Origin of the sequence: Sorangium sp. So ce834 (assembly GCF_051521425.1) — a bacterium.
Lineage (GTDB): Bacteria > Myxococcota_A > Polyangia > Polyangiales > Polyangiaceae > Sorangium > Sorangium cellulosum_D.
The window spans coordinates 7,995,259-8,021,354 of record NZ_CP150351.1 but is presented as its reverse complement, the minus strand read 5'-3'; the positions used below and the strand labels follow the sequence as shown (position 1 = coordinate 8,021,354).

Genomic DNA, 26,096 nt, shown 5'->3' with positions numbered 1-26,096 from the left:
GCCGTAGCCACGCGCTGTGCGAGGGCTCGGATGGCGGCGACTCGGGCGGCTCCACGACGACGGCGGCGCGGCCGCGGGCGCCCGGCGGGGCGGCGCGCTGCGCCGCGGGGCGGCGCCGACGACGGCGCCCAGCGGACGCGCGCGCCTCACTCAGCACGCCGTGCCGCACACCACGCGTCCGTCTGGACACGTCTCACCGGGCGTGCCGGCTGCGCCGCAGCTCACCGTGCACTCCGCCGTCGCGGCGCACCTCACGGCGCAATCCGCGTAGCACTTGAGGTCACAGCGGCTCTCGCTCTCGCAAAAGATGTTGGAGCCCGAGCCCATGTCGAACGTGCACACGGCCTGATCCCGGCAGATCGCCGTGGCGCGAACGCCGCCCTTCAGATCGCAGCTCGATTGCTGCGTGCACGTGAGCACGCTGCCGTCGCCGCCGTCGCCTTTGCACTCGCTCGTGTCGACGCACTGGAGCACGAGCGCTTCCTCGCTGCTGCCGTTGCACTTCGAACCCATCGAGCAATCGAGCGCGCACGCCTCCGAGCCGCAGTCGGTCTTGCAATCGGCGCCTGCCACGCACTCACAGTCGAACCCGCTGCACGTACATCCCGCGCCTGTACAGATCGCGCTCTCCGCCTCGCCGCCGTCGCTCCCGCATCCAGCGGCCGTGAGCATCGCGAGCGCCATCAGCCACATCCGAGCCTTCATGGTTGTCTCCTTTGAACGTGGACAGGTATCTACACCAGGCGTGGACGGCGCCGCGAGCCTCAAGACGCCCCGCGCAGCCGCGGGGGCGAGGCCCGCCGACGAGGCTCCGATCGCCGCCGCCCCGATCGGGTCGCGTCGCCCCGGCCGCGACGAGCGTCCGACGCAGCTCACCCGGGCGTCCCAGCCAGCGCCGGAAGAGCGCCCTGCCGCACCGCGGCGGAGCGCCGGCCGCCGGCGCGGCGCTCGCGGCGCATCGGGCGAGCCGCCCTACGCTGCACGCGCAGGCTCGCCACATGTGGCGCAAAGGACGCTGCCATCGACTCGGAAGACCTGTCAGTCCGCGCAGCGGGGAGCCTCCCACAAACTCTCTGACTGGTCCGATGGATGCATTGGCACCTCCCACGACTGGCCGTTGACGGAGCTGACCGATGCGGACGAGCGGATGAGCCCGCCGGCGAGGCGCCGGATGGAGGGGTCCCCGGCCGACCCACCCCACGCGAGGAAGCCATGGCGAACAACCATCAGCCCAAGGAGAGCGGGCTCGTCGAGCTCGTGAAGGACGCCATCCAGGACACACAGGAGCTGATCCGGATCGAGGTCGCGCTCGCGAGGAACGAGACAAAGCGGGACGTCGCCAAGTTCAAGAATGCGGCCATCGCGTTCGGCGTGGCCTTCGCCGCCGCGATCCTGACGCTGGCGATGCTCCTCGTCGCGGCGGCGCTCGCGATGGGCGGGCCGGTCCCGGCCCTCATCATCGCGGGCGTCCTGCTCGTCACGGCGGGGGTCGCCGGGCTCGTCGGATACCGGCTCATCCCGCGGGAGCCGCCGCTCGACGCCACGAAGGAGCACGCCGAGGCCCAGGCCAACCTGCTGAAGGAAGAGATCGCATGAGCACGAACACCGATGGCATCGACGATCTGGAACGCCGCGCCGCCCTGCTCCGCGAGAGCGTCCGCGCGAGCCTGGACGAGCTCGAGCGGAGGAACGAGGAGGAGGTCGTCGCGGCCCGCGGCGCCGCAGGGCCCGCGGTCAGGGACAAGGAGGCGAAGGACTCGCCGGAGCGCGAGCGCCTCGAGCAGCGGGCCGACGCGGTCCGCGAGCACCTCGTGAGCCGCGTCGGCGAGATGGAGCGGCAAGCGCGAGCGAAGGTCCTGCCGCTCGCCGCGATCGGCGGGGCCGTGCTCGTCGCGCTGACGCTGGGCCTCGGCTACATGGTCTACAAGACGCTGCGGCGATAGCGCCGGACGCGCCCGCCCGCGGCCGGCTGGGCCAGCGGCGCGCCCGCTCGCCGTCCGGGCGCGGACCGCGCGCCGGGGCGACGCGCGCTCAGGGGTGGGGAGCGGCCGTGGGCAGGCGGTGCGCCGTCTCGACGATCGAGGGGCGGCTGGCCACGGCGGCCCAGAAGGCCGATAGGGCCGGGCGCCCGGGGCGCCAGTCGCGATCGGGCCAGCGGAAGTCGAGGTAGCCGAGCAGGCACGCGGCCCCGACCTCGGCCATGGTGAAGGCCTCGGTCGACAGCGGCTCGGTCTCGAGCGCGTCGAGCGACGCGGCGATCGCCTGTTCGAACCGCGGGGTCATCGGGTCCGGCTGCGTCGCGGCGCGGCGCTCGGCGGCGAACAGGCGCCCGGCGGCCGTGGCCGCGCCGTCGGTCAGGCCCTGCAGCCGCAAGGCGCGGCGACGCTCGCGGCCGGAGCGGGGAACGAGGCGCCCGCCGCCGGCGCGCTCGTCCAGGTGATCGCAGATCGCGGACGATTCATAGAGGATCTCGCCGTCGTCGAGGACCAGGGTCGGCACCTTGGCCAGGGGGTTGACCGCGCGCAGACGCGGGTCCGTCCACGGATCGGTCTCGACCAGCTCGATCTCACCTGCGAGGCCCAGCTCGTGGGCGGCGATGCGGACCTTGCGGGCGAACGGGGAGGTGAACGCGAGCCACAGCTGCATCGGCGAAGGATGGCCGATCCCGGCGATGGACGACAGGCCTCGTCTCACGCTCACCTCCCGCCTGGCCATCACGGCTCGATCGTCCTCTCTCTCATGGATCTCTCCTCGGCGTGAAACGTTGTTTTGCATGAGCGACTGGGAGCCACGCCGCGACAGCCATGTTGCGCAATGCCGGGAGGAGGGGAGGCCGCTCCGAGGGCCGGGCAGCTCGGCGCGGCCCCCTCGTCCCGCAGCGCCAGCTCGGTCGGCCCGCGCCCCGCGAGCGGCGGACGCCCGAGCGCCGCGCCCCTGCGCGCACGACGTCGCGGATCCGCGTGGATCGCGGGTTGCTTCTCCCCGGGCGCGTCACCGCAGCGCCGACGTGAGGACCTCGATCGAACCCTCCTGGCACGCCGCCCGGCCGCGAAGCGAGGAGTCGCTGGAAGAGAGGCGTGCGTCCGATGGACCAGGAACAGAGAGCCCGACAGGATATGTGGCAGCGTGAGCTCTATCGGTTGCTCGTCGAAAACACGAAGGATTACGCCATCCTCATCGCCGATCCGGCCGGCGACGTCATCGCGTGGGGCGGGGGAGCCACCGAGGTCCTCGGGTTCACCGAGGAGGAGATCCTCGGAAAGTCGCTCGAGCTGATCTACACGCCCGAGGACGTCCGGGCCGGCGTGCTCGCCGACGAGATGAGGACCGCCCTGGCGCAGGGCCGGGCGTCCGACGATCGCTGGCACCTCCGGAAGAGCGGCAGCCGCGTCTGGTGCAGCGGCATCATGACGCCGCTCAGGGACGAGGCGAACAACCTGCGCGGCTTCGCGAAGGTCGTGCGCGATCGGACGGAGCGCCACCTGGCAGACCTGGCGCTGCGCGAGAGCGAGCAGCGGCTGCGGGTCGCGCTCGACGCCGCCAAGATGGGCACCTGGCTCTGGAACATCGCCGAGGACAGAGAGACCCTGGACAGGAGCCTGGAGCGCCTCATGGGCGCGGCGCCGGACACGGACGTGCGCACCCTCGAGGACTTCATCCAGCTCATCCACACCGACGACCAGGCGGCCGTGCGGAGCGCCTTCCAGGCCGCGCTCCGCGAGGGCACGGAGCTGACCGTCGAGTTCCGCGTCGTCGAGCCCGATCGATCGGTCCGCTGGCTGCGCGATCAGGGGACGATCCTGCGCGATGCGCGCGGGAGCCCCGTCGCCATGACGGGCGCGTGCGTCGACATCACCGAACGGAAGCTCCTCGAAGAGGCGCTCCAGCACCGAGCGGAGCAGCTCGCCGAGGCCGACCGGCACAAGGACGAGTTCCTGGCGATGCTGGGGCACGAGCTGCGCAACCCGCTCGCCCCGGTCCGCAGCCTCCTGGAGGTGATGCGCCAGAAGCCGTGCGACGCCGAGCGCCTGGAGAAGGCCTACGCCATCATCGACCGCCAGGTCGAGCACCTCGTGCGGCTCGTCGACGACCTGCTCGACGTCTCGCGCATCACGCGCGGCATGATCCAGCTCCACAAGGAGAAGGCGGAGCTCGCCGCGATCGTGGGCCAGGCCGTGGAGGCCGTCCGCCCGCTCGTCGAGGAGCGCGACCTCGAGCTGATGATCTCGCTCCCGATGAAGGCCGTGCACCTCGAGGTGGACGCGACCCGGATGACGCAGGTGATCACGAATCTCCTGCACAACGCGGCCAAGTACACGGAGCCAGGGGGCCGCATCTGGGTCACGGGCGAGCGGACGGGGGACGGCCTGGAGATCCGGATCAAGGACACCGGACAGGGCATCCCGCCGCGCCTCCTGCCGAAGTTGTTCGATCTGTTCACCCAGGGAGACTGCGGGCCCGACCGGTCCCAGGGGGGGCTCGGCATCGGTCTGACGCTGGTGCGCCGCCTGGTCGAGATGCACGGAGGGTCCGTGCGCGCCGTGAGCGACGGGCCGGGGAAGGGGAGCGAGCTCATCGTGCGGCTGCCGGCGCAGACCCTCGTGGCCGACGCCGGCGGCGCGGGGACGCCCTCCGCGGCGCTCCCGCAGGCGCGCCCGGCTCCCGCGAGCTCGAGGCGCATCCTGGTCGTCGAGGACAACCCCGACGTGGCCGAGTCCCTCGTCATGCTGCTGCAGGCCCTGGGCCACGAGGTCGCCATGGCGAGGAGCGGCCCCGAGGCGCTCGCGGCGGCCCCGGCGTTCCTCCCGGACGTCGTGCTGCTGGACATCGGGCTGCCCGGGATGGACGGGTACGAGGTCGCCAGGCAGCTCCGCCGGCGGCCCGAGCTGGAGCGGGCGCTCCTCGTGGCCCTGAGCGGGTACGGCCAGGAAGAAGATCGGCGCCGCTCGCGGGCGGCCGGCTTCGACCATCACCTGGTCAAGCCGGTCTCGCGCGCGGTGCTGCAGCCGCTGATCGCCGCCGGACAGCGCCGGCTCGCGCAGAACGTCAGCTGAGCCGGAGGCGCGCGGCGCGGGGACGCCCGCTCACTTCGCGCAGATCCCCGGCCGGCGCTTGTCCCACGGCGCCGCCTGCTCGAGCTGGCCGGCGAGCCGCAGCAGCGTCGCGTCGTCGGCGTACCGGCCCGCGAACTGCACGCCGACCGGCACGCCGTCGGCGCTCACGTGGAGCGGCACCGACATGGCCGGGCTCCCGTTCACGTTGAACAGGGGCGTGAACGCCGCGAACTCGAAGATCCGGTCGAGCCAGCCCTCGGCGCTCACGGTCGGATCGTTCGCGTCGAGCGTGTCGAGCGGGATGGGGAGCGTGGCCAGCGTCGGCGTGAGCAGGGCGTCGAACTGCATGAAGAACTGCCCGAGCTGCCGCGCGAGCTGGTCGCGCGCGACGAGCACGTCGTGCAGATCCACGGCGCTCATCCGCCGGCCGGCCTCGGCCATGGTCAGCGTGGTCGCCTCGAGCGTGTCGCGCCCCGCCGCGAGCCCGTACAGCGGGCAGACGCGGTCGAACATGTGGGCGTGGTACGACAGCAGCATCCGGAAGGCGATCCGCACCTTGTCCCACGCGATCTCCGGCCGCGCCGGCACGACCTCGTGCCCCAGCTGCTCGCAGAGCGCCGCGGCCCGGCGCACCGCCAGCTTGCACTCGTCGTGCACCGGCACCCCGCTCCAGGAGGCGTCGGTGAACGCGATCCGCAGCCGCCCCGGCGGCGTGCGCGCCTCCTCCAGGAACGACCGCGGCCCCGACGCCGTGAAGTACGGCGCGCCCGCGTCGAGCCCGGCGATCGCGTCGAGCAGCGCCGCGCTGTCCCGCACCGAGCGCGTCAGCACATGGTCGGTGGCGAAGCCCATCAGGACCTCGCCCTCGATCGGCCCGGTCGGGACGCGGCCGCGGGTGGGCTTCAGCCCGAAGAGGTTGCAGCACGACGACGGGATGCGGATCGACCCGGCGACGTCGTTGCCGTGGGCCATCGGCACCATCCGCGCCGCCACGGCGGCGGCCGCCCCGCCGCTCGAGCCCCCGGGCGTGCGATCCGGGCGCCACGGGTTGCGCGTCGGCCCGTGCGCCGCCGGCTCGGTGACCACGTTGAGGCCGAGCTCCGGGGTGTTCGTCTTGCCCAAGGCCACGAGCCCCGCGCGCCGGAAGCGCGTCATGAGCTCGTCGTCCGCGGGCGAGACGAGGCCCTGAAACAGCCGAGAGCCCATGCCGGTCGGCGTGCCCGCGACGAGGATGCCGAGGTCCTTCACGAGGTACGGCACCCCGGTGAACGGCCCCTCCGGCAGCCCCGCGCGGATCGCCCGCTCGGCGTCGTCGCGCAGCGAGGAGATCACCGCGTTCAGGGCGGGGTTGACCTGCTCGATGGCGGTCGAGGCCACGTCCATCAGCTCGGAAGGGGTGACCTCGCGCCGGCGGACCAGCTCCGCGAGGCCCAGGGCATCGAAGGCGGTGTACTCGGAGATCTTCATGGTGCAGGTCCCTTATACGAGGCTCCCGCGCGCGGCGGATGGAAGAAAGAAGCGACGCCGCGCAATGCGCGCCGGTCGGCGCGGCGGCGCGGCGGCGCGCGCCGGGACCACCGTCGATGGCGGGCGCCGTGATAGGGTCGCCGCCGTTCACGCCACCGCACGGAGGACCTCACATGAGCACGATTGAGCGGCATACCCCGGGGACCCTGTCGTGGGTCGATCTGATGACGCCCGACCTCGACGGCGCGATGAAGTTCTATGGCGCGCTCTTCGGGTGGACCTTCGAAGTCGGCCCGCCGGAGCTCCACCACTACACGACGTGCAGCCTGGGCGGGCGCCGCGCGGCCGGCATCGGCGAGCGGCCGGCGGACGCCACGTTCCCCTCGGTGTGGTGCGTCTACTTCGACGCCGAGGACGCCGACCGGATCGCCGAGCGCATCCGCGCGAACGGCGGGCAGGTGATGATGGGGCCGATGACCGTGGCGGATCACGGGCGCATGCTCATCGCGTCCGACCCGACCGGCGCCGCCTTCGGCGTCTGGGAGCCGAAGAGCCACACCGGCGCGCAGGCCATCCTCGAGCACGGATCGATGATCTGGCACGAGGTGAACACCCGCGATCACAAGAGGGCGGCGGACTTCTACTGTCGCGTCTTCGACCTCGAGGCGCGGAAGCTCGACGCGCCAGGGATCGACTACATGACGCTCCACAAGGGCCAGAAGACGGCGGGCGGCGTGCTCCAGATGAACGAGCGGTGGCCGGCCGAGGTCCCGCCGCACTGGATGACGTATTTCGCCGTCGACGACCTCGACGCCGCGCTCGCGAAGGTCGAGGCGCTGGGCGGCAAGGTGCATGTGCCGCCCTTCGACTCGCCGTATGGTCGGCAGTCGGTCGTCACCGATCCCTGGGGCGCGGCCTTCACCCTCATCAAGCCGAGCATGCTCGCGAACGCGGGCGGCTGACCGCGCCCTGGCGCGCGACGGCGCCGCGCGGCGCCGTCGGGCCGTCAGCCGGACGAGGTCTTCCGGCGGCGGCCTTCCGGGCGCTTCGGGGCCCTCTGCGCGAGGGGCTCCTGCCCGCCTGGCCCGACGTCGGGCAGCTTGCCGGTCCCCCCATCGACCACCTTCTTCGCGTACCAGGGAAGTGCGCTGTGCGAGCGGATCAGGTAGGCGAGCGCGACGACGCCGAGGAGCGGCAGCGCGACCCAGGCCGCGGAGTGGGCCGTCACGCCGGGGCCGATCGCGCTGGCCAACGGCCACGACGGGACATGGCGCGCCCTCAGCGCGTCGCCCTTCCGGAGTCGGGCGAAGGCGGCGAAGGACACCTCGTCCACGAACGCGGCGCCGCCTTCGCCCTGCACCGTCACCTCGTGGTAGTCGGTGTCGCCCCTCTCGACCTCTCGCAGCTCGGTCACGCGGACATCGACCGTCTCTCCCAGCCAGCGGCGCGCGTGGAAGCCCGCGAACGCGGCGTTGAACATGATCGACGCGACCGCGGCGAAGGCGCCCCACCGCAGGTGGAACGCCGCCCTGCGCGCGAACCGCTGCCCGAGCGGCTCGGACGAGAGGAGCATGCGCTGCCACCGCGGGGGCACGAGCAGGAATCCCTGCGCCACGCCGCGGTATCCCTGGGTCGGCGCCTCTGGATCCGGCGCCCGCCGGAGCTCGCCGACCGCGAAGACCTCCTCGCCGGGCACGAGCTCGGCCACGCGGATGCGCTTCTTGCGATCGACCAGGATGATGCCGTCGAGCGCGTCGACGAGCATCACGTCCTCGCCCGGCTCCACGCGGATGCGCGCGCCGGAGGCGTGGCGAAGGTAAAAGGGCTGCACCCGGACCTTGCGGTCGGTCTCGGACCACTCGTGGCTCCAGACGCCGGAGCTCTCGGTCTCGGACCCCTCCTGCTCGACCTCGACGCGCACGGCCACGTCCGCCCCTTGCGCCCGCTCGACGGTGCCCTTCACGACGGCCTCGCCGGGCGCGAGCGCCACGCCGGGGTCGAACGAGGCCTCGGCCTGCGCGGCGGCGCGGCGCTGGCGGAGCGACAACCGGAGGGCGTAGGCGGCGAGGACGAGCAGGCCGGCCGTCGCGACGCCGTCCACCAGGAGCGACGACAGCCAGGCGTCGAGGTGGTGGTTGCTCACGAGCAGCCAGATCCGGGGTTCCATGGCCCGCCATGAGAGCGCAAAGCGGGGCGCCAGTGCGAAAAACTCTGCGCCGCCGCGGCGGCGCCTCCGCGCGGTCACGCGCGCGCGAACGAACGCACGCGCGCGCGAACGAACGCCGGAGGGCGCGGACGACCGGCGATCCCGGCGAGGGCGCGGGAGCCCGTTTCCTCCCGCGCGTCCCGCGCGTACACCCGCGGAGAGGATCATGTCCGCGCCGCCGCCTCCGTTCCGCCCGTTCCGCGTCCACGAGCCCGCCGCGCCGGGGCCGGTGGTCGTCGAGGTCCCGCACGCGGGCCTCGCCGTGGACGAGCGCGCGGCGCGCTTCACGCGGGTGCCGGAGCGCGCCCTCGTGGCCGACGCGGACATCGCGGCGGACGCGCTCTTCGGCGACGTCGCAGAGGAGGGCGCCGCGCTCGTGGTGGCGACGGCGAGCCGCTTCGTCATCGATCTCAACACGGCCCCGCGCGTGCCCACGCCCTACGAGGACAAGCTCCCCTACGGGCTGCGGGAGGTGCGGCGGCGCTCGGCGAGCGGCGAGGCGTGGCTCGACAGCCCGCCGCCCCGCGCCGAGGTCGAGCGCCGCGTGCGCGAGGTGTTCGAGCCGTACCACGCGGAGGTCGCCGCGCGCCTCGCCGCCGCGCGCGCGCGCCACGGCGTGGCGATCCTCGTGTCGGCGCACAGCTACCCCGACGTCCTGTTCCCGCGCGCGGCCGACGTCGTGCTCGGGACCCGGGGCGGCGCGAGCGCGGCCGGCTGGGCGCGCGACGCGGTCGCCGACGTCGCGCGCGCGCACGGCCTGTCGCTCGCGCTGGACGACCCGTTCCCCGGCGGCCACGCGATCGAGCGGCACGCGCGCCGCGACGAGGGGGTGCACGCGCTCCAGGTCGAGCTCGCCCGCCGGCTCTACTGCGACGCGCGCTCGTTCACGCCTCGCCCCGAGGACGTCGCGCGCCTCCGGGCCTTCGCGCGCGGCGTCGTGGCCGCGCTCGCGGCCGCCGCGCGAGGCCACGGCGCGATGGCGCCGCACGCCGCGCCGCGCGATGACGGCGCCGCCATGGCGCGATGACGAAGGCGCGACGATGCCGCCATGGCGCGATGACGAAGGCGCGACGATGCGGCCATGGCGCGATGACGACGCCGCCATCGCGCGATGACGCTGCACAAAACCGCCACCGCGCGGCGGCGCGGCGCGAACACGCGGTGCGCGCCCGTCGTCGGCGCTGTGCGGTCAGGCGTCGGATGCGCACACGTGCGCGCTCATCCCACCGCCGGATCCGCTGCTTCGCGGCGCCGCCCGGGAGCAGCCGAGCGTTGACGCCGCGGCGCGATGCGCCGAGATTCCGCCGTCAACACTTAGGTCTGCGACGGGAGACTCTTGATGCGCCACGACGGTTTCACGCTCTCGTGCTCGGCGCTCGCCAGCGTCGCTTTCATCGGCTTCCGGGGCACCGAGCACGTCTCGCAGCCGTACGAGTTCGAGCTCTTCTTCTCCGTCCCCGCCAACACCGACGTGCGCAAGGCGGTGGGCGAGCGGGCGACCGTGCGCGCGAACCGCGGCGAGGGGAACGACCCGTTCGTGCTGCACGGGGTGATCGCGAGCGTGCGCCTCCTGCACCAGAACGCGGATCGGGCGCTGTACCAGGCGCTGCTCGTGCCGAGGCTCTGGCTCCTGCGCCACTTCTGGCGCAGCCACGTCTTCACGAACCAGGCCGTCAAGGAGTTCCTCTCGGCGACGCTCCAGAGCGGCGGGCTCGCGACCAGCGAGTTCCGCTTCTCGATCGACGAGGCCGACTACCCGGTCGAGGAGTTCGTCGCGCAGTACCGCGAGACGCACCTCGCGTTCTTCCACCGGTGGCTCGAGCGCGAGGGGCTCTACTACTACTTCGAGCACCCCGAGGACGGGCCCGGCGAGGTGCTCGTCATCGTGGACGACCGCGGGCTGCACGACGACTTCCCGGGCGGCGGCGCCGTGCGCTACGTCCCGCTCTTCGGCGACGACGTGACCGCGCCGCCGGGCCTGCACCACCTCGAGCAGGACGTGCAGTGGCTCCCGAAGACGGTCACCATCGCCGATTACAACTACTCGAACCCGTCCGCGTCGGTGAGGGGCGAGAGCAGCATCACCCAGAACGGCCTCGGCGCGATCCGCGAGTACGGCTTCCGCGTCTTCATGCAGAGCGACGCCGAGCGCCTCGCGCAGGTGCGCGCGCAGTCGATCGGCTGCCGCGAGGTGACCCTGCGCGGCAGCGGCGACGTGCTCGGCCCGCGCGCCGGGTACCGGCTCTCGCTGGAGGACCAGCCGGGCGACGTCGGCGAGGAGTGGCTCGCGCTGGAGGTGCACCACGCCGCGTCGGTCGCCGGGATCACGCCGGAGATCGCGAAGCTCACGCGGCTCTCGGACAAGGACATCTACAGCGTGAAGCTGCTCGCCATCCCGGCCGACGTGCAGTTCCGCGCGCCGCAGACGACGCCGTGGCCGCGCATCTACGGGTTCGAGAACGCCGTCGTCTGCGGCCCCGCCGACAGCCTGTACGCCCAGATCGACGCCGACGGCCGCTACCTCGTGCGCTTCGAGTTCGACACGAGCGGCCTGCCCGACGCGCGCGTCTCGACGCGGGTGCGCATGATGCAGCCCCACGGCGGGACGACCGAGGGCTTCCACTTCCCGCTGCGCAAGGGCACCGAGGTGATGATCGCCTTCCTCGGCGGCGACCCGGACCGGCCGTTCATCGCCGGGGTCGTGCCGAACGCGCACCGGCCGAGCGTCGTCGGCGAGCGCAACCTCAGCCAGAACATCATCCGGACCGGCAGCGGCAACCAGCTCGTGCTCGAGGACGAGCAGGGCAAGGAGTTCATCTTCCTCCACACGCCGAACAACCGCACCGGCATCTACATGGGCACGCCGAGCGGCGGCCACTCCTCGGTCTACACGGGCGACGGCGAGACGCAGGTCGGCACGTTCCTGTCCCCCGAGAACGCCGACCCGGCGATCGCGGGCAGCAGCGTCGTCGACGTCACGTTCAGCTACCTCGAGACGACGTGCGGCGACGGCGGGTCCTGGATCGGCGGCAACTCCTGGGAGAACGTCGCCGGGCAGAAGTTCAGCATGGTGGTGGGCGACCTCTGGGCGGGCGTCGGCGCGACGTACACGCTCCAGGTCACCGGCGCGGCGACGGAGACGTACTACGCGACGCGCACGACCACGATCAAGACGGGCCGCGTGGACACCGTGGAAGCCGGCGGCATGAAGCAGACCATCACCGACGGGATGGAGCTGACCATCACGAGCGGCGGGATGAAGCACGACGTCCACGGCAAGTTCGAGCAGACGATCGAGCCGGAGGGCTCGTCGACGGTGACCGGGCCGTGGAAGCACAAGGTCACGGCCGAGAGCTTCGACGACTACCAGAGCTGGAAGACGGAGGTCGCCACCACCTGGAACGGCCATTTCGGCGACAACGTCGAGCTGAAGAGCGACACGAGCTTCGTGATCAAGGCGCCCAAGGCGAAGATCACGGCCACCGACCTGAAGTGGGAGGTGCTCGGGCTGACGTTCGACATCACGCCGAGCAAGCACGAGCTCTACCTCTACAAGGGCGCGAGCGGCGTCCTCAAGACGGACCACGCCGTGATCTACCAGGCGGCGTACGGGCTGAAGCTCGACTTCGCGCTCGTGAAGATCGAGAACGCGGGGGCCAAGAAGTACACGTACGGGGCGCTGATGAAGCAGACCGGCGCCTACCTCAAGCAGCAGGCCATCGGCGCGGTCATCGGGGCGGTCCTCGCGCACCAGATCGCCGTGACGAAGCTCTGAGCGCGGATGAGAGTCGTCAAACCCCTCAAGGTCCCCGCGCTCACGCGCGTCGTCGAGGTCGCGCGGCGCCTCAGGTTCCACGTGGGCGCCATGGTCGCGTTCCCCCTCGACGCGCCGCGCGCGCTCGTCGACGAGATGACCTTCTGGCAGGCCGCGACCGCTGAGCTCGGCGGGATCGCCCTCGACGACGGCATCGCCAAGGCGCGCGGCGAGCTGCTCGTCGCGGGCCGGTGCCACGCCCCGGAGGGCCGCCGCGTCGCCGCGTCGTTCGTCCGCGCGCGGCTCGGCGGCATCGACAAGCGCCTGGCCGTGCTGGGCGACCGGCACTGGACCGGCCGCGGCTTCACCGAGCCGGAGCCGTTCGCGGAGATGCCCATCGACTGGGCGCACGCCCTCGGCGGGCCGAAGGACCCGGCGAACCCCTACGGCAAGGGGATCGAGGAGGTCGAGCGCGGCGGGCAGCGCGTCCGGCCGCTCCCGAACGTGGAGCACTACGGCGCGCTGATCCGCTCGCCCGGCGACCGGCCGGGCCCGGCGTGCTTCCTCCCGATGGACGTGACCTTCGCCCAGCGCCGCGCCCGCGCGGGGACCTACGGCGCGGACTACGCCGAGGCGTGGGCGCCCGGGCTGCCGCCGGACGTCGATCCGACGTTCTTCAACGTCGCGCCGAGCGATCAGTGGAGCGCCGAGCCGTTCCGGGGCGACGAGGCGTTCCTCGTGGAGAACATGCACCCCTCGCGCCCGCGCATCGAGGGCGCGCTCCCCGGCCTGTGCGCGCGCGTGCTCGTCACCCGCCGCGACGCGGCCGGGGAGGCGTTCCTGGAGCTCCCCGTCCGCTGCGACACGGTGTGGCTCTTCCCCTCGGCCAACCTCGGGGTCGTCATCTTCCACGGCTCGATGCCGGTGGCCGAGGACGACGCGGCCGAGATCGCCGACCTCGTCGTCGCCTGCGAGGAGATCGGCCGCCCCCGGCCGATCGAGCACTACCGCGAGGCGCTCGCCCGGCGGCTCGACAAGGACCGGGGCGCGATCGCGTCGCTCAGCGACAGCGATCTCATGCCGCCGCGCGAGTCGGGCGTCGCGGCGAACATCGCCGGGCTCGACCTGATGCAGTGGGTCAAGAGCGAGAACCTCGCCGCCAAGAACCAGCGGCGCGGCGCGGAGCGGGAGCGCGAGCGCCGCCGCGAGGAGCTCCTGGCCGACGGCATCGATCCGGCGCGCTACGGCCTCGACGCGCCGCTGCCCGAGGACGAGGGGCCGCCGCCGGTCGACGATCTCGACGCGCTGGTCGTGTACCTGGACGCCGCGGCGCGGAAGCTCGAGGACGAGGAGGCCAGGGCGAACCGCCTGAAGGCCGAGGCCGAGGCGCGCATGAAGACGCGGGCCGTGGAGATGGGGGTGCCCGAGGAGACGCTCCGGCGCGGCGAGGCCGAGGAGGAGCCCCCCGGCGGCCCGCCGCAGTTCTCGGCCAAGGCGCAGCTCGAGCAGTACGCCGAGCTGGCCGAGGCCGCGCGCCGCGGCGGCGTGCCCAACCGCGAGCTCGAGGCGATGCTCGCGGATCCGGCGTTCCGCGAGCAGCTGGTCCGCCTGGAGCAGACGGCGCGCGACGGCTACCGCGCCTCGGCGCACGTCACGCCGCCCGCGCCGCCGATGACCGCCGAGGCCGCGCTGATGGCGCGCGTCGTCATCGAGGCGGCGCGCGAGGCGCGCGAGCCGCTCGACGAGCGCGATCTCACCGGCGCCGACCTGCGGGGGGTCGACCTGCGCGGGATGAGGCTCGCGCGCGCGTTCCTCGAGGGGGCCGACCTGCGCGGCTGCGACCTCTCCGGCGCGGTGCTCGAGGGCGCGGTGCTCGCGAAGGCCGACCTCACCGGCGCGAACCTCACGGGCGCGCGGCTCCGGGGCGCGAACCTGGGCAAGGCGAACCTCGAGCGCGCCGTGCTCGCGGACGCCGACCTGACCGAGGCCGTCCTGATGGGCGCGAAGCTCGCCGGCGCGAAGCTCACCGGCGCGCGGCTCGAGCGCGCCGACGTCCTCCAGGTGAGCTGGGAGGGCGTGGATCTCTCCGGCGCCGACCTCGCGGTCTGCACGTTCCTCCAGGCGAGCTTCGCCGGCGCGAACCTCGCCGGGGCGAACCTCGAGCGGGCGATGCTGCTCGAGTGCTCGCTCGACGGCGCGGACCTCTCGGGCGCGCGGCTGCACAAGGCGACGCTGATGAGCTGCACGGCGGCGCGGGCGCGCTTCACGGGCGCGCGCTTCTCCGAGGGGGTCGCCATCTACAAGAGCGGCCTGCCCGAGGCCGATTTTCGCGACGCCGTGCTCGAGAAGACCTGCTTCCGGACGACGGACCTGCGCGGCGCGCGCTTCGATCGCGCCCAGATGACGATGACCGATCTCTCCGAGGCGGACGCGACGGGCGCGATCTTCGACCGCGCCGTCCTGAGGGGCGCCCTCCTGATCCGGGCGACCCTGGACCGCGCCTCGCTCCGCGGGTGCAACCTGACCGACGCGATCCTCTCGAAATCGCGCCTCTCCGGGGCGGATTTCACCGGCGCCCAGCTCTGCCGGGCCGATTTCAGCCGCGCGCGCGGGGACGGCCGGACGACCTTCGCCGAGGCGGCGGTCGACTTCACCCGGTTCGACCGGCAGGGCGCGCCGGCCGCTGGAGGCGCGACATGAACCGCGACGAGCTGCTCGACAAGGTCCGTCACGGCGAGCCGATCGAGGGCGAGGACCTCTCCGGGCTCGATCTGACGGGCGCGGATCTCTCGGGCGCGGTGTTCGACCGCGCGCGCCTGCCGCGCGCGATGCGGGGCGCGCTCATCAAGGAGTCGACGCTCACCGGGTGCGATCTCTCGGGCGCGGACATGACCGGCGCGGAGCTGCACCTGACGAGCTTCTACCAGACCCGCCTCGACGGCGCGGCGCTCTCGGGGGCGCGGCTCATCGCCGCGAGCTTCGTCGAGTCGACGTTCGAGGGCGCGGCGCTGTCGGGCGCGGAGGCGCAGGTCGCCACCTGGTCGAAGTGCGCGCTCGATCGCGCCTCGTTCGAGGGGGCGAACCTCGACCGCGCGAACCTCATCGAGGTCACGGCCGGCGGCGCGAATTTCTCCCGCGCGAACCTCGAGAAGGCGACGATGTACAAGCTCGACCTGCGCACGGCGCTGCTCGACGGCGCGAACCTGACGCTCACGACGCTGCTCGAGTCGGAGCTCGGCGCGCGGGCGTTCCAGGGGATAAGGCTGTTCCGCACGCAGTTCATGCGCGGCAGCGTCGCGGGCTCCAGCTTCGCGGGCTGCGACGCGACGGAGTGCAACTTCACCGGGGCCGACGTCTCGGGCTGCGACTTCAGCGACGCGGTCCTGACGCAGGCGCTCTTCGGCGAGGCGAAGGCGGCGCGGGCGCGGTTCCCGCGGGCGAGGCTGAAGAACACGATCTTCGAGCGGGCCGCGCTCGCGGAGGCCGATTTCTCGGGCGCGGAGCTGGTCGAGGCGTACCTCGCGTCCGCCTCGTGCCCCGGCGCGCGCTTCGTCGGCGCCAAGCTCGCGTACGCGGACCTCTCGCACTGCGATCTGTCCGGCGCCGACTTCACGCAGGCGTCGATGTTCCGCGCGAAGCTGCACCGCGCCCGCCGCGACGGCGCGCGGCTGCCGGCCGGCGCAGGGTGGCTGGGCGACGACGAGAAGCTCGCCGCGCTCGAGGACTGGAAGCCGAAGCGCGGCGGCGAGCGTGGCGAGCGCGGCGAGCGCGGCGAGCGCGACTTAGAGCGCCCGTGAGGCGCGAGATGCCGTTGATTCCCCTCGAAAATTGCCCGAAACTAGCGTGCCGGTCTGCACGTCCCGAACGGGCGGCGCCGGGCCGAGGAGATCCGAGATGCAGAGCACGGCGGCCCGCGAGCCCCTGACGGTGGCACACGACGACAGCGCGCAGGACGACCTCCTGGCCGCGGTGGATCTGCCGCCGGTGGAGGCGGCGCCGCGGCGCGCGCCGTCGCTCGAGACGGGCGTCGTCCGGGGCACGGCGTCGGGGCTCCTGGTCGAGCTCGGCGGCGGCCCGGTGCTCGCGCGGCGCGCGAAGAGCTGCCTCGTGGCGCCGGACGCGGGGGATCGGGTGCTCTGCGCGAAGGACGGCGAGCAGGTGTTCGTCCTCGCGGTGCTCGAGGGCGAGGCCGGCGCGACGACGCGGGTGGTCGCCGAGGGCGACCTGAAGGTGCAGGCCACGGGGCGCCTCGGGCTCGGCGCGGGGGACCAGATCGAGATCGCCGCCGCCCGGGAGCTCGGGCTGTTCGCGGGCAAGCTCCAGGTCCGCGCGCAGGCGGCGGCCGCCGCGATCGAGGAGCTCGGGCTGGTGGGCCGGTCGCTCGAGGCGCACCTCCAGAAGGCGGTCGTCGTGGCCGAGCGCATGGAGGCGCGCGCCGATCGCCTCGTGCAGCGGGCGAAGCAGGCGTTCCGCTTCGTCGAGGCGCTCGAGCAGGTGCGCGCGGGGGTCTTCGACCTGCGCGCCGAGGGGCTCGCGGCCGTCCGCGGGGAGAACACGATCGTCGCCGCGCGGACGCTCGCGAAGCTCGACGGCGAGCAGGTGAAGATCGGCTGAAGGCCCGCGCCGCGGGGCGCCGCGGACGCCGGAAGGACGAGGGGTGAAGCGATGCTCGCGAAGACGACCGCAGGGGGGATGTGCTTGGCGTTCCCCGACGTGTGTTTGACCCCCACGCCGGCCCCGGTGCCGATCCCGTACCCGAACATCTCGCTGCACCCGATGAGCGTGCTGTTCGTGCCGAACGTGCTGGTCACGTGCGCGCCGGCGCACAACATGCTGACCGTCGCGCCGCTCACGATGGGGGACAACCCGGGCGTCGCGCTCGGCGTCGCGTCCGGGATGGTGATGGGCCCGTCGCGCAACATCACCGCGGCCTTCACGGTGATCGTCGGCTGCGCGCCGATGACGCGCCTGACGAGCCTCTCGCTGCAGAACAGCACGAACGCGGTGGGCATGGCGATCGTGCCGAGCGTCACCACGGTGATCGTGCTCTCCCCGTGAGCGGCGCGCGCCCTTTGCCCGCGATGGCAGCGACCACCTCGGAGAGGAGCCCGCTCGCCGAGGCGATCGCGAAGCTCGACGCGGCGATGCGCCCGCTGCGGGGCAGCAGCGCCGATCCGGAGCGGCGCCGCGTGGCGGCCCGGCTCGCGGACCTGGCCCGCTGCGAGGACGGCGAGCTCGCGGCGTTCTCGAGCCGGCACTTGCCCGGGCGCGCGGTGGACGAGCCGGCGCTGCGCGCCGCGCGCGAGATGATCCTGGCGATCGGCCGGGTCCTCGGCCCGGACGGCGAGAGCGCCGAGGCGATGGGCGCGCTCCAGGACGCGCAGCGCGCGCTCGACGAGCGGCTGGCCGAGGCGAAGCGGGCCGCGGCGCAGCGCGAGGCCGAGGCGACCGCGGCCACGACGGGCGCGCCGGCGCTTGTCGAGGCGTCGGGGCCGCTCTCGTGGCCGGGCGGGGGATTGCCCTTCGTGGCGGCGCCTGCGCCGGTGGCGGCGCCCCCGCCGATGGGCCTGGCTGCGCTGGCCGCGGTGCCTGCGCCTGCGCCTGCGCCGGTGGCGATGCCTGCGGCAGTGGCGATGCCCGCGCCGGTGGCGATGCCTGCGCCGGTGTCGGTGCCCGCGCCGGTGGCGGTGCCCGCGCCGGTGGCGATGCCGGCGGCGGTGGCGGTGCCCGCGCCGGTGGCGGTGCCCGCGCCGGTGGCGGTGCCCGCGCCGGTGGCGATGCCGGCGGCGGTGGCGGTGCCCGCGCCGGTGGCGGCGCGCGAGGCGGAGGATGCTGCTGCCGTGACGAGCGCGCCGGCGCTGGTCGAGGCGTCGGGGCCGCGCTCGCTGCCGGGCGGGGGATTGCCCTTCACGCCAGCGCCGGTACCCGCGGCCGTGCCCGCGGCCGCGGCCGCGGCCGCGGCCGTGCCCGAGCCCATCGCGGCGTCGGTTCCCCGGAACGAGCCACCGTCTTCCAGGACAGAGCCACCGTCCTCCAGGACAGAGCAGCCGTCTTCCAGGACAGAGCAGCCGCCTTCCAGGACAGAGCCGCCGTCTTCCAGGACAGATCCTCCGGCGGGGAGCGACCAGCGCAGGCTCTTCAGCAAGACGCTCCCCGACGCGGAAAGGTTCGTCGGCTCGGCGCTGCCCTTCATCCCGGTGGCCTCCGACGAGCGCCCGCGGCCGGCCGTCGCGCGCTTCGATGCGGCCCTCCCGTTTCAGCCCGTCGCGAGCGACGGGACGCCGCCGCGCGAGCCTCCCCCGGCGGCGGCGCACCACGGCCCCGCGGCGCCGCCCCACCACGAGCGCCCTCCCGTCGCTGCCGGCCCGAGCGCCCCGCCGGCCTCGGCGCCGAGCCTCTCGCCCGCTGCCCCGTCGAGCCTCTCGCCCGCTGCCCCGTCGAGCCTCTCGCCCGCTGCCCCGTCGAGCCTCTCGCCCGCTGCCCCGTCGAGCCTCTCGCCCGCTACCCCGTCGAGCCTCTCGCCCGCTGCCCCGTCGAGCCTCTCGCCCGCTGCCCCGTCGAGCCTCTCGCCCGCTACCCCGTCGAGCCTCTCGCCCGCTGCCCCGTCGAGCCTCTCGCCCGCTACCCCGTCGAGCCTCTCGTCCGCTACCCCGTCGAGCCTCTCGCCCGCTACCCCGTCGAGCCTCTCGCCCGCTACCCCGTCGAGCCTCTCGCCCGCGCCCACGCCGAGCGTCCACCCGGCCCCCGCGCAGAGCGTCCCGCCGCCGTCCGCGCCGGCCCCTGCGAGCGTCGGCGATCCGCTCAGCATGCGCTCTCCGCCGCCGCTCACGCTCAACCAGTACGCCGGCCTCGTCGTCGCGTGCGAGCTGTACCCCGCCTACGTCGAGAGCACGCACGCGCGCTACGGCGTCCCGACCCCCGCCGCGCGCGCCGCGCTCGACGCCTTCTGGGCAGCCCGCCTCGCCGCCGATCCCGCGCTCGCCCAGCGCTGGCCGGAGCTCTGCGAGGCGGCGCGCAGGTACTTCCTGCAATCGCGCTGAGCGCTGGCGCTGCCCGCGCGGCGCCTCGCGAGGAATCGGCCTGATTCGTCGTGTGCATGCATCGCCCTGTTTCCTCGCGTGGACGCATCGCCATGGGTGGAAGGCGCAAGAGAGGAAATGACGTGCGCAAGACGAAATCTGAGAATGTCCCGCTCCACAACGACGCCAGGAAGAGATAGCCTACCTTCCCTTCTTGCGCTTTTGCGTCTTTGCGTGATCTCTCTTGCTCTCGGGCCGCTCGCAACTGCTAGTGCTCTGACACGATTCTGTTGAACCAGTCGGATCCGAAAATCCGCTCGGCGTCGCGGAGGGTGAAGATCCAGTTGATCTTGCGACGAGCCCGGTCCGCGGCTGCATTCCACTGCCGGACGCGGCGGCGTAGCTCGGCGAGGGTTGGGATGCGGTTGCGACCGAGGCACTCCCTGGACACGAGGCGGACACGAGGCTGGCTTCGATCTCCGCGGCGTTGAGCCAGCTCGCGTGCTTGGGCGTGTGGTGAAACGCGAAGCGCGAGGCGAGCGCACGGCCTCGCTCGGTCCCAAAGGCTTTGATGAGCGAGGCCGGGGTGTGAGTATTCAGGTTGTCGAGGACGAGGTGAATGCGGTGCGCCTGCGGGTAGGCACGGGCGATGCGTTCGGCTGCGAGGGCGAACGACGGACGCGTTCGGTCCTCGGTAGCGTGAGTGAGGTGGCGTCCGGTCTTCGGTTCCACGATGCAGAAGATGTTGGCCGTTCCCCGACGCACATACTCGTAGTCGATGCGCCTCGGCTTTCCTCGGCGCATCGGCCTGTCTGGCCTCGCGTTGTCGTGCAGGACGACGGGGCGCTCATCGAACGCCACGACCGGTTCGCTCGGGTCGTGGGGCCGAGCGTACAGCTCCAGCACGTCCTTCATCCGCTCGACGAACGGCTCGTCGATCTTCGGAACGCACCACATTTTTCCCGCCAGGGCTTGATGTCCTGGTCGGCGAGGGGCCTTCGTATGGTCTCTCGGCTGTAACCGCCCGACAGGCGCCATCTTGTGCCGTCGCGCTCCCGCGAGCACGCTCCGCCGTTTCGCCGCTGCGAGCCGTGCGCGCGCGTTCGCAGGCGGCGAGGCCCGCGCGGAGCGGCGCCCGGCGCAGCCGCGGCCGTCCGCGGCCATACGCGACCGCGCCGCCGCAGCGCACCAGGCGGCGGCTCTCGCGCTCCCCGCGATCTGTTCGATCAGCCGCCGCCCCCCCCGGGGGGGCCTCGGCTCACGCGTCGGTCGCCGGCGACTTGCCCCAGGCGTCGGGCAGCAGCTCGTCCAGGCGCGACAGCGGCCAGCCGGCTTGCAGCTTGCCGATGACGTCCGTGGCCCACGCCAGCGGGTCGATGCCGTTCAGCTGGCAGGAGCCGAAGACGGTATACGCACGGGCGAGGCGCTCTGCTCCCTTGTCCGAGCCGGCAAACAGGTAGTTCTTCCGGCCGATCGAGATACGCCGCAGGCTTCGCTCGGCCTCACCGTTGTCGATCTCGAATCGACCGTCGGTGAAGCAGCGCCGCCACGCCGCCTCTTGACCGAGCGCGTAGCGGGTCGCTTCGTAGAGCGGTGTCTTCGGTACGAGCCGCGGGTGCAGCTCGCGAATCCACCGATACAGCTCATCGACCGCACCGAGCGACTGCTCGTCGCGTCGCTCTTTGCGCGCATCGGGCCCCAGTCCTTCGGCCTTGCAGGCGGCCTCCACCCGGTAGATCGTCTTGAAGTACGACAGCGCGATGGCGGCGCGCGCATCGCCGCTCTTCGCCGCCTTCTCGAACTTGGCGCGGATGTGCATGCCGCAGCCGAGACGGCGCTCGTCAGGCACCACGGGGGCGCCGTCCTCGTCCTCCATCGCGTCATAGCCGGCGTAGCCGTCGCCCTGCATGTACCCGCAGAAGCCGGCGAGCATCACGGCCGGCCGCTTCGAGCTCCAGTCCGGGGCATAACGAAACGCAACCAGCTTGGTGCCATCATCGACCTGGGCCGCGAACGACCAGACATGCCCGCGCTTGACCCCGTTGGGATGATCGCGATCGAGCACGCGCAGGCCCGTGTCGTCCACATGCAGGTAGAACGCCTCAACCACCCGCTCGAAGATGCGGTCGGCGACCGGGGTGAGCACGTCGACCCCGAACGCCGCCCAGTCGCCGAGGGTCGAGGGCGACAGCGACACGCCGCTGCGCTCGTACTGCTGCGTTTGCCGGTAGAGCGGCGTCGAATCGTGGTACTTGTGCACGAGGATGTGCGCGAGCAGGCCCGGTCCCGGTCGGCCCCGATCCATGACCTTCTCGCTCGCCGCGGTGACGACGCCCTCCTCGGGGCAGGCGGGGCAGGCCAGCTTCTCGCGCTTCTCCTCGATGATCCGGAACTGGGCCGGCACGAACTCGAGGACCTCGCTGGTGCGATAGCCGATGCACTGTTTCGTCTCCCCGCACTGCTCGCAGGCGCGCTCGGCCTCAGGGACCTGGATGACGCGCTCCTCGCGCGGCAGGTCCTTGGGCAGCGGCGCGCGGCCACCGCGGCCGCGCGGAGGCTTCGGAGGATCAGGCGGCTGCGGTACGGGGCCGTCGCCCGGCTCTGTCGCTGCCGCCTCGTTCGAGGGAGCGGGCGCGGGCTCGCCGCCCTTCTGCTCCGCGTCGCCGAGCGCCGCGAGCATGAGCGACAGCTGCTCGGAGCTGACCTTCTGGCTCTTGCGGCCGTACAGCTCACGAAGCGCGTTGGCCAGCCGGACGCTCAGCGCGGTGTTGGTGTCTCGCTGCCCGACGAGCAGCTGGACGACCAGCTCGATGAGGTCCGCGATGCGCCCCTCGGCTGCCAGCTGCTCGAGCTTGCGCCGGACATCCTCAATGTCGACGGGTAGCTTGGCGGGCGGTGCGGGCGGCTCGGTCATCGGGCGCGCCATGTATCCACGGCGCGCCGGACAAACAAGGCGTTCCGTTTTCAGACGGAGTTTTCTCCGTCTCGGCCCTCGTCGGGCGCCAGCGCTTGCGCCGTGTCGCGGTCGACAGGTCCAGCCCTTCGAGCATCAGCGACAGCTCCGCGGACTCGACCTCGACGTGCGTCGCCCCTTGCGGCACGTCGCGCGCCAAGTGGAACCTTCCGCACGCCAGCTTCTTCGCCACAAGCATGTACCCAGTGCGATCCCAGAACAAAATCCGGATCTGGTCGCCTCGCCGATTCCTGAACACGAACAGATGCCCGCAGAGCGGATCGGCTCCGAAGCACTGCGCGACCAGCGCCGAAAGGCCATCGAAGCTCTTCCGCAGGTCGGTCGGCTCGGCCGCGACGTACACGCGCACCGACGGCGGCAGCGTCAGCACGGCACCTCCTCGGCAGCGAGCGCCAGCACTCGCTCGAGCGTGGCCGGGTCGAAGCCCGGCCGAACACGGACCACCCGGCCGTTGGGCAGCGCGATCTCGATCGGCTCTGCCGCCGCCGGCGATGTGTCGGTCACCACGTGCACCGGCAGAAAGCGCGGCGCCTCCACCGACGGAGGCGACGGCTGGGAGGCCACTTCAGCCCGCAGCTTCCAGCGCCACCAGTACAGCTGCTTGGCCTTGTACCCCTCGCGCCGTGCGAACTGCTCGGCGCTCAGTCCGCTCCGCTCCCATCGCTGCACCCGCTCGGCCCACTCCACTCTCGTCGCCATCGCTTCCTCCTTCGTCGCGATGGGAACAGCTAACCGGCGCCGCACGGGCGGTCACGATGGCGTTGGTCGGGCGCTTACTCTCGGCTGACCGAGCGGACGATCCTGCGCCGCTCGGCTTCGTCGGCGACCAGGGCGATGGTCCATCGCGCCCGCCCCTCGGGCGGCGGACCACAGACCAGCGCGATGAGCGCGGCGGTCTGCGCACTGTCGAGGAGCTTGGAGCGGCGCCGCCGGGCTCCTCGCTCAGCGCGTGCTCGATACCGCCCTCCAGGAAGCGGTTGGCGACGCGTTGCACTTCGCGGCGGTACGTTCCCGTCGCCTCCGCCGCTTGCGTGATCGTCCAGCCCTTGTCGAGCAAACGGAGGGCCTGGATCCGCCGTGCGATCAGCATGCCGAGCGGGCCCTCCCTCTCGCGTCGGCGCAGTGCCTGCTGGTCCTCCTGGCTGAACTGGAGCCCCGTGAACCTCGCCCTCGGCTGCTTTCGTTCTTCGCTCACCCCCGCCCAGACGCACGAGCCGGGCGAAACGGATCGTCAAAACCGAGGCGCGGCACTAGCGTGAACGAGTCACATTCATTGGCACCCACCGACGCACGAAGACATGCACGCGTTGAACGCATTTTGCTCCAGCACGGCTCCGCACTTGCTGGAGCATGCCACACGGCATTGCCTGCGTACGGCATCCTTCCTCTGTCGCTCCTGTTCCGCACCCGCTCGCTCCATCGCCTCACGAGCCCTGGCCGCGTCTTCTCTCTGGCGGCGCGATTCCTCCATCTCGGCTCGCCTCTCTTCAGCTTCATGCTCTGCCGCCCGTTGTGTACTCATTTTGTCAAGATTTTTTATTGCAACTAATGCTTCATCTCGATGACGTCCATCGGGGAAGTTGCTAATGTAGCTGCGCACCCGGTCGCAGTCGCGCTCGGTCGCCAGTTCTAGACACGATTCGCTCGACGCGCGACGCCATGCGTCGTCGTCACGCAACTCTGCCAAGCGAGGTTCGGCATCGGCTAAGACGCGCTTTCCTTCTGCTGCTAGCGGATCTTTGTCATTCGTTTCGTCCGAAAGCCATTCGACCAAACGGTCGCAGTCCGAGGCACTCGTCGCCTTGCGGCAAGGACTCGCGTACGTGGAATGCCACTTCTCGAAGGCGGCCTTCTCTTCGGCTTTCTGTTTTGCCGCGGCAATCTTGGCAAGGTTGGCTCTGTGCCTGGATACCAGCTGACCAAACGGCTTCATCTTCTGCGAGCTGTTCAGCGACTCTATCAGCGGAACCAACTGGTCTCGCTGGATTTCATCCAGAGTCACCCGGAACTCGTCCCGCACGCTGTCAACAAGCTGTTCGTCTAGGCTGACGTCCAGCCTCGCTCGCACGGTGTAGCCCCCTAGGACTTTCCCGTTCTTCACCCACTGAAACACCCCAGACCACTTGTTGATGGCCAGCGTTAGATTCATCGAGGCGTCGCCGGTTTCGTCGACAATCCTGTAGCCAGATTCCTTGAGAATATCGACAGCGAGTCGCTTGGCCATCTCGGCCGTCCTCGCCGCTTCCGGAGCACAGGCATCCGTGTTGACGTCTAAGACGAATGTGTACTCGGACGAATTCCAAGTATGTCTCGGCGCCTGGTCCGCTGCCCCGCATCCAGAGATCAGAAAGAGCGCCGCCGAAAAGGGGGCTGCCACGGCTCGACTAAGGCTTGTGCGCATAGTCGATCACCGTGAAGTTGCACTTCTCAAAATCCAGGTACCCAGACGCAGACTTACACATGTCGACCGCGCGACCCCCGTCCCACGGCGCCGTTACGACTCGAGTCTCATTCGACTTCACTGGACCGGTGCACATTGGCATCGAGTACAGACGGATGCCGGCAGCCTCCTTGTTGAGCAGCAGCCCTTGCATGCACGCGACGATTGTGGAGTCCTCGAAGTTCGTGACGTAGCAGGTCGTCTCGCTGTTCGTGGCATTGCACTCATGCCTCGTCTTTTCCAGCGACACGCGCCGTGGCTCTGCGCGGGCCAGATCTTCTGCCCTTCGGTCTGCTGCCGCCTTGTCTCGGCGTTCTTGTTCGGCGAGTCGGGCGAGTTCTCTCTCCGAGTCCCGCTTGCTCGATACCGCGAAGATCACTGGAATCTCGATGGCCAAGACAGCTAGCAGAACGACGGCCACGATTGCGATGGCGCTGCTGCGAGGTGCGCCGGACGCGACCCCCGTTGCAGCTACCTGGCCGGCGTTTGCGGGCACTCGCGCGAGCGCTTCCGCGAACGGCCCATGCGATCCGATCAGTTTCCATTGCTCTTTGCCCACCGGTCGCACCTTCGTCGTGGGTTTCATCCCGCGCCCGATCGCCTCGATCACCGCCTCCTCGGTGAACGGTCCGTGCTGTTCTTGCCCGTCGAAGAGCTCCCAACTGCTGGTTGACTCCATCTCCCCTGCCTCTCCCTGGAGGCGCAGCGTACCGTTTTGGAGCGTTCGATGTCCAGAGCCGAACGTCGAGCGCCGGAGGCGCTGCGTCGCCAACTCGCCGTGCAGTCGGAAAGGAGATGGTCGTCACGCCAGCGCTGGTGGCATTCGGACTTCGTCATTGGCCGGCGCCTTCGCCGGGGCGTCGTCCGGCCCGGCTCGTCCGGCCCCGTGCCGGCCGTGTCCGCCGTCGGCGCCATGGTGGACAGGTGCAGCCACCCACGCCGCGCCCAAGATCTCGAGGATCTCGCCGTCTCGCGCCTCCCGGGCCTCGTGTCACGGACCGCCCCATCGGATCGCGCCCGGACCGGCCAAGCGGATTGCGGGCAAGCCCCGCTCGGCCCCCGCGAGGAGGGGGGCGCGGTGCTCGCTCACGTCAAGGGTCCGCTCCGCGGAAATCCTAACGGATTCAAGCCCTTGACGTGAGCTGCGCGCCGCGCATTGGCAAGGCAGGTGTGGGGGCCAAG

The 26,096-nt window shown here is 71.9% G+C and carries 21 protein-coding genes and 1 pseudogene; 11 read left to right on the top strand and 11 right to left on the bottom strand.

All coding sequences use genetic code 11. From position 1 onward, the window contains the following. Positions 1-150: 150 nt before the first annotated feature. Positions 151-705 carry a hypothetical protein gene (locus tag WMF20_RS29030; protein ID WP_129577484.1) on the bottom strand — a complete coding sequence of 185 codons (555 nt, stop codon included), beginning with the start codon at positions 703-705 and terminating at the stop codon, positions 151-153. Positions 706-1,212: 507 nt separating this feature from the next. On the opposite strand from WMF20_RS29030, the gene WMF20_RS29025 reads away from it, so the two are divergent. Further along, entirely contained in the window at positions 1,213-1,596 is a 384-nt protein-coding gene (locus WMF20_RS29025) for a phage holin family protein (RefSeq protein ID WP_437605173.1), read from the top strand. Then, positions 1,593-1,943 carry a hypothetical protein gene (locus tag WMF20_RS29020; protein WP_437605172.1) on the top strand — a complete coding sequence of 117 codons (351 nt, stop codon included), beginning with the start codon at positions 1,593-1,595 and terminating at the stop codon, positions 1,941-1,943. The genes WMF20_RS29025 and WMF20_RS29020 overlap by 4 nt, the downstream gene beginning before the upstream one ends. A gap of 88 nt (positions 1,944-2,031) precedes the next feature. Here the strand turns inward: WMF20_RS29020 and WMF20_RS29015 are convergent, their stop codons facing one another. After that, complete coding sequence (locus WMF20_RS29015) at positions 2,032-2,715, bottom strand: glutathione S-transferase family protein (protein WP_437617182.1); 684 nt, start codon at positions 2,713-2,715, stop codon at positions 2,032-2,034. Positions 2,716-3,086: 371 nt separating this feature from the next. Here WMF20_RS29015 and WMF20_RS29010 point away from each other — a divergent pair, with 371 nt between their 5' ends. Beyond that, positions 3,087-5,054, top strand: a complete 1,968-nt coding sequence (locus WMF20_RS29010) for a hybrid sensor histidine kinase/response regulator (RefSeq protein WP_437605171.1) — start codon at positions 3,087-3,089, stop codon at positions 5,052-5,054. Positions 5,055-5,084: 30 nt separating this feature from the next. Here the strand turns inward: WMF20_RS29010 and WMF20_RS29005 are convergent, their stop codons facing one another. Further along, positions 5,085-6,521 carry an amidase gene (locus tag WMF20_RS29005; RefSeq protein WP_437605170.1) on the bottom strand — a complete coding sequence of 479 codons (1,437 nt, stop codon included), beginning with the start codon at positions 6,519-6,521 and terminating at the stop codon, positions 5,085-5,087. A gap of 173 nt (positions 6,522-6,694) precedes the next feature. Here WMF20_RS29005 and WMF20_RS29000 point away from each other — a divergent pair, with 173 nt between their 5' ends. Further along, positions 6,695-7,483, top strand: a complete 789-nt coding sequence (locus WMF20_RS29000; protein ID WP_437605169.1) for a VOC family protein — start codon at positions 6,695-6,697, stop codon at positions 7,481-7,483. A 44-nt stretch (positions 7,484-7,527) separates the two neighbouring features. Here WMF20_RS29000 and WMF20_RS28995 read toward each other — a convergent pair whose 3' ends face one another. Beyond that, positions 7,528-8,688 carry a hypothetical protein gene (locus tag WMF20_RS28995; RefSeq protein ID WP_437605168.1) on the bottom strand — a complete coding sequence of 387 codons (1,161 nt, stop codon included), beginning with the start codon at positions 8,686-8,688 and terminating at the stop codon, positions 7,528-7,530. A 205-nt stretch (positions 8,689-8,893) separates the two neighbouring features. Here WMF20_RS28995 and WMF20_RS28990 point away from each other — a divergent pair, with 205 nt between their 5' ends. From WMF20_RS28990 to WMF20_RS28960, 7 genes are all read left to right on the top strand, one after another. Then, positions 8,894-9,754, top strand: coding sequence for an N-formylglutamate amidohydrolase (locus tag WMF20_RS28990; protein WP_437605167.1), 861 nt, complete (start codon positions 8,894-8,896; stop codon positions 9,752-9,754). 312 nt (positions 9,755-10,066) lie between these two features. After that, the gene (locus WMF20_RS28985; protein WP_437605166.1) at positions 10,067-12,502 is read left to right on the top strand and encodes a type VI secretion system Vgr family protein; all 2,436 of its coding nucleotides are present in this window, start codon (positions 10,067-10,069) and stop codon (positions 12,500-12,502) included. A gap of 6 nt (positions 12,503-12,508) precedes the next feature. Continuing rightward, positions 12,509-15,181 (top strand): DUF2169 family type VI secretion system accessory protein, encoded by a 2,673-nt coding sequence (locus WMF20_RS28980; RefSeq protein WP_437605165.1) that lies wholly within the window; start codon positions 12,509-12,511, stop codon positions 15,179-15,181. Next, a complete protein-coding gene (locus WMF20_RS28975; RefSeq protein ID WP_437605164.1) occupies positions 15,178-16,278 on the top strand; it encodes a pentapeptide repeat-containing protein in 1,101 nt (366 codons plus the stop codon). Before WMF20_RS28980 ends, WMF20_RS28975 begins: the two co-directional genes overlap by 4 nt. Positions 16,279-16,375: 97 nt before the next feature. Continuing rightward, on the top strand, positions 16,376-17,095 hold the full coding sequence (locus tag WMF20_RS28970) for a DUF3540 domain-containing protein (protein WP_437605163.1): 720 nt from the start codon (positions 16,376-16,378) through the stop codon (positions 17,093-17,095). Between the two features lie 51 nt (positions 17,096-17,146). Next, on the top strand, positions 17,147-17,539 hold the full coding sequence (locus WMF20_RS28965) for a DUF4150 domain-containing protein (RefSeq protein WP_129577473.1): 393 nt from the start codon (positions 17,147-17,149) through the stop codon (positions 17,537-17,539). A 23-nt stretch (positions 17,540-17,562) separates the two neighbouring features. Beyond that, positions 17,563-19,521 (top strand): hypothetical protein, encoded by a 1,959-nt coding sequence (locus WMF20_RS28960; protein ID WP_437605162.1) that lies wholly within the window; start codon positions 17,563-17,565, stop codon positions 19,519-19,521. Between the two features lie 180 nt (positions 19,522-19,701). Here the strand turns inward: WMF20_RS28960 and WMF20_RS28955 are convergent, their stop codons facing one another. The 7 genes and pseudogenes from WMF20_RS28955 to WMF20_RS28925 form a co-directional block, all read right to left on the bottom strand. Then, positions 19,702-20,457: an IS630 family transposase gene (locus WMF20_RS28955; protein ID WP_437605161.1), complete on the bottom strand. Its 756-nt coding sequence runs from the start codon at positions 20,455-20,457 to the stop codon at positions 19,702-19,704. 301 nt (positions 20,458-20,758) lie between these two features. After that, positions 20,759-22,426, bottom strand: a complete 1,668-nt coding sequence (gene tnpC, locus WMF20_RS28950; RefSeq protein ID WP_437605160.1) for an IS66 family transposase — start codon at positions 22,424-22,426, stop codon at positions 20,759-20,761. Then, positions 22,368-22,844 carry an IS66 family insertion sequence element accessory protein TnpB gene (gene tnpB, locus WMF20_RS28945; protein WP_437605159.1) on the bottom strand — a complete coding sequence of 159 codons (477 nt, stop codon included), beginning with the start codon at positions 22,842-22,844 and terminating at the stop codon, positions 22,368-22,370. Before tnpB ends, tnpC begins: the two co-directional genes overlap by 59 nt. Continuing rightward, entirely contained in the window at positions 22,838-23,173 is a 336-nt protein-coding gene (tnpA, locus tag WMF20_RS28940) for an IS66 family insertion sequence element accessory protein TnpA (RefSeq protein WP_437605158.1), read from the bottom strand. Before tnpA ends, tnpB begins: the two co-directional genes overlap by 7 nt. A gap of 229 nt (positions 23,174-23,402) precedes the next feature. Beyond that, a pseudogene (locus tag WMF20_RS28935) lies at positions 23,403-23,564 on the bottom strand (helix-turn-helix domain-containing protein); the annotation flags it as partial. A 180-nt stretch (positions 23,565-23,744) separates the two neighbouring features. Continuing rightward, the gene (locus WMF20_RS28930) at positions 23,745-24,698 is read right to left on the bottom strand and encodes a hypothetical protein (RefSeq protein ID WP_437605157.1); all 954 of its coding nucleotides are present in this window, start codon (positions 24,696-24,698) and stop codon (positions 23,745-23,747) included. 160 nt (positions 24,699-24,858) lie between these two features. Beyond that, the gene (locus tag WMF20_RS28925; RefSeq protein ID WP_437605156.1) at positions 24,859-25,593 is read right to left on the bottom strand and encodes a hypothetical protein; all 735 of its coding nucleotides are present in this window, start codon (positions 25,591-25,593) and stop codon (positions 24,859-24,861) included. Between the last annotated feature and the right edge of the window lie 503 nt (positions 25,594-26,096).

Excerpts from the sequence above, each read along its gene's own strand:
- WMF20_RS29030 (WP_129577484.1), bottom strand. The coding sequence starts at position 705 with ATGAAGGCTCGGATGTGGCTGATGGCGCTCGCGATGCTCACGGCCGCT.
- WMF20_RS29025 (WP_437605173.1), top strand. The coding sequence starts at position 1,213 with ATGGCGAACAACCATCAGCCCAAGGAGAGCGGGCTCGTCGAGCTCGTG.
- WMF20_RS29020 (WP_437605172.1), top strand. The coding sequence starts at position 1,593 with ATGAGCACGAACACCGATGGCATCGACGATCTGGAACGCCGCGCCGCC.
- WMF20_RS29015 (WP_437617182.1), bottom strand. The coding sequence starts at position 2,715 with ATGGCCAGGCGGGAGGTGAGCGTGAGACGAGGCCTGTCGTCCATCGCC.
- WMF20_RS29010 (WP_437605171.1), top strand. The coding sequence starts at position 3,087 with ATGGACCAGGAACAGAGAGCCCGACAGGATATGTGGCAGCGTGAGCTC.
- WMF20_RS29005 (WP_437605170.1), bottom strand. The coding sequence starts at position 6,521 with ATGAAGATCTCCGAGTACACCGCCTTCGATGCCCTGGGCCTCGCGGAG.
- WMF20_RS29000 (WP_437605169.1), top strand. The coding sequence starts at position 6,695 with ATGAGCACGATTGAGCGGCATACCCCGGGGACCCTGTCGTGGGTCGAT.
- WMF20_RS28995 (WP_437605168.1), bottom strand. The coding sequence starts at position 8,688 with ATGGAACCCCGGATCTGGCTGCTCGTGAGCAACCACCACCTCGACGCC.
- WMF20_RS28990 (WP_437605167.1), top strand. The coding sequence starts at position 8,894 with ATGTCCGCGCCGCCGCCTCCGTTCCGCCCGTTCCGCGTCCACGAGCCC.
- WMF20_RS28985 (WP_437605166.1), top strand. The coding sequence starts at position 10,067 with ATGCGCCACGACGGTTTCACGCTCTCGTGCTCGGCGCTCGCCAGCGTC.
- WMF20_RS28980 (WP_437605165.1), top strand. The coding sequence starts at position 12,509 with ATGAGAGTCGTCAAACCCCTCAAGGTCCCCGCGCTCACGCGCGTCGTC.
- WMF20_RS28975 (WP_437605164.1), top strand. The coding sequence starts at position 15,178 with ATGAACCGCGACGAGCTGCTCGACAAGGTCCGTCACGGCGAGCCGATC.
- WMF20_RS28970 (WP_437605163.1), top strand. The coding sequence starts at position 16,376 with ATGCAGAGCACGGCGGCCCGCGAGCCCCTGACGGTGGCACACGACGAC.
- WMF20_RS28965 (WP_129577473.1), top strand. The coding sequence starts at position 17,147 with ATGCTCGCGAAGACGACCGCAGGGGGGATGTGCTTGGCGTTCCCCGAC.
- WMF20_RS28960 (WP_437605162.1), top strand. The coding sequence starts at position 17,563 with ATGGCAGCGACCACCTCGGAGAGGAGCCCGCTCGCCGAGGCGATCGCG.
- WMF20_RS28955 (WP_437605161.1), bottom strand. The coding sequence starts at position 20,457 with ATGTGGTGCGTTCCGAAGATCGACGAGCCGTTCGTCGAGCGGATGAAG.
- tnpC (WP_437605160.1), bottom strand. The coding sequence starts at position 22,426 with ATGGCGCGCCCGATGACCGAGCCGCCCGCACCGCCCGCCAAGCTACCC.
- tnpA (WP_437605158.1), bottom strand. The coding sequence starts at position 23,173 with ATGGCGACGAGAGTGGAGTGGGCCGAGCGGGTGCAGCGATGGGAGCGG.
- WMF20_RS28930 (WP_437605157.1), bottom strand. The coding sequence starts at position 24,698 with ATGGCCAAGCGACTCGCTGTCGATATTCTCAAGGAATCTGGCTACAGG.
- WMF20_RS28925 (WP_437605156.1), bottom strand. The coding sequence starts at position 25,593 with ATGGAGTCAACCAGCAGTTGGGAGCTCTTCGACGGGCAAGAACAGCAC.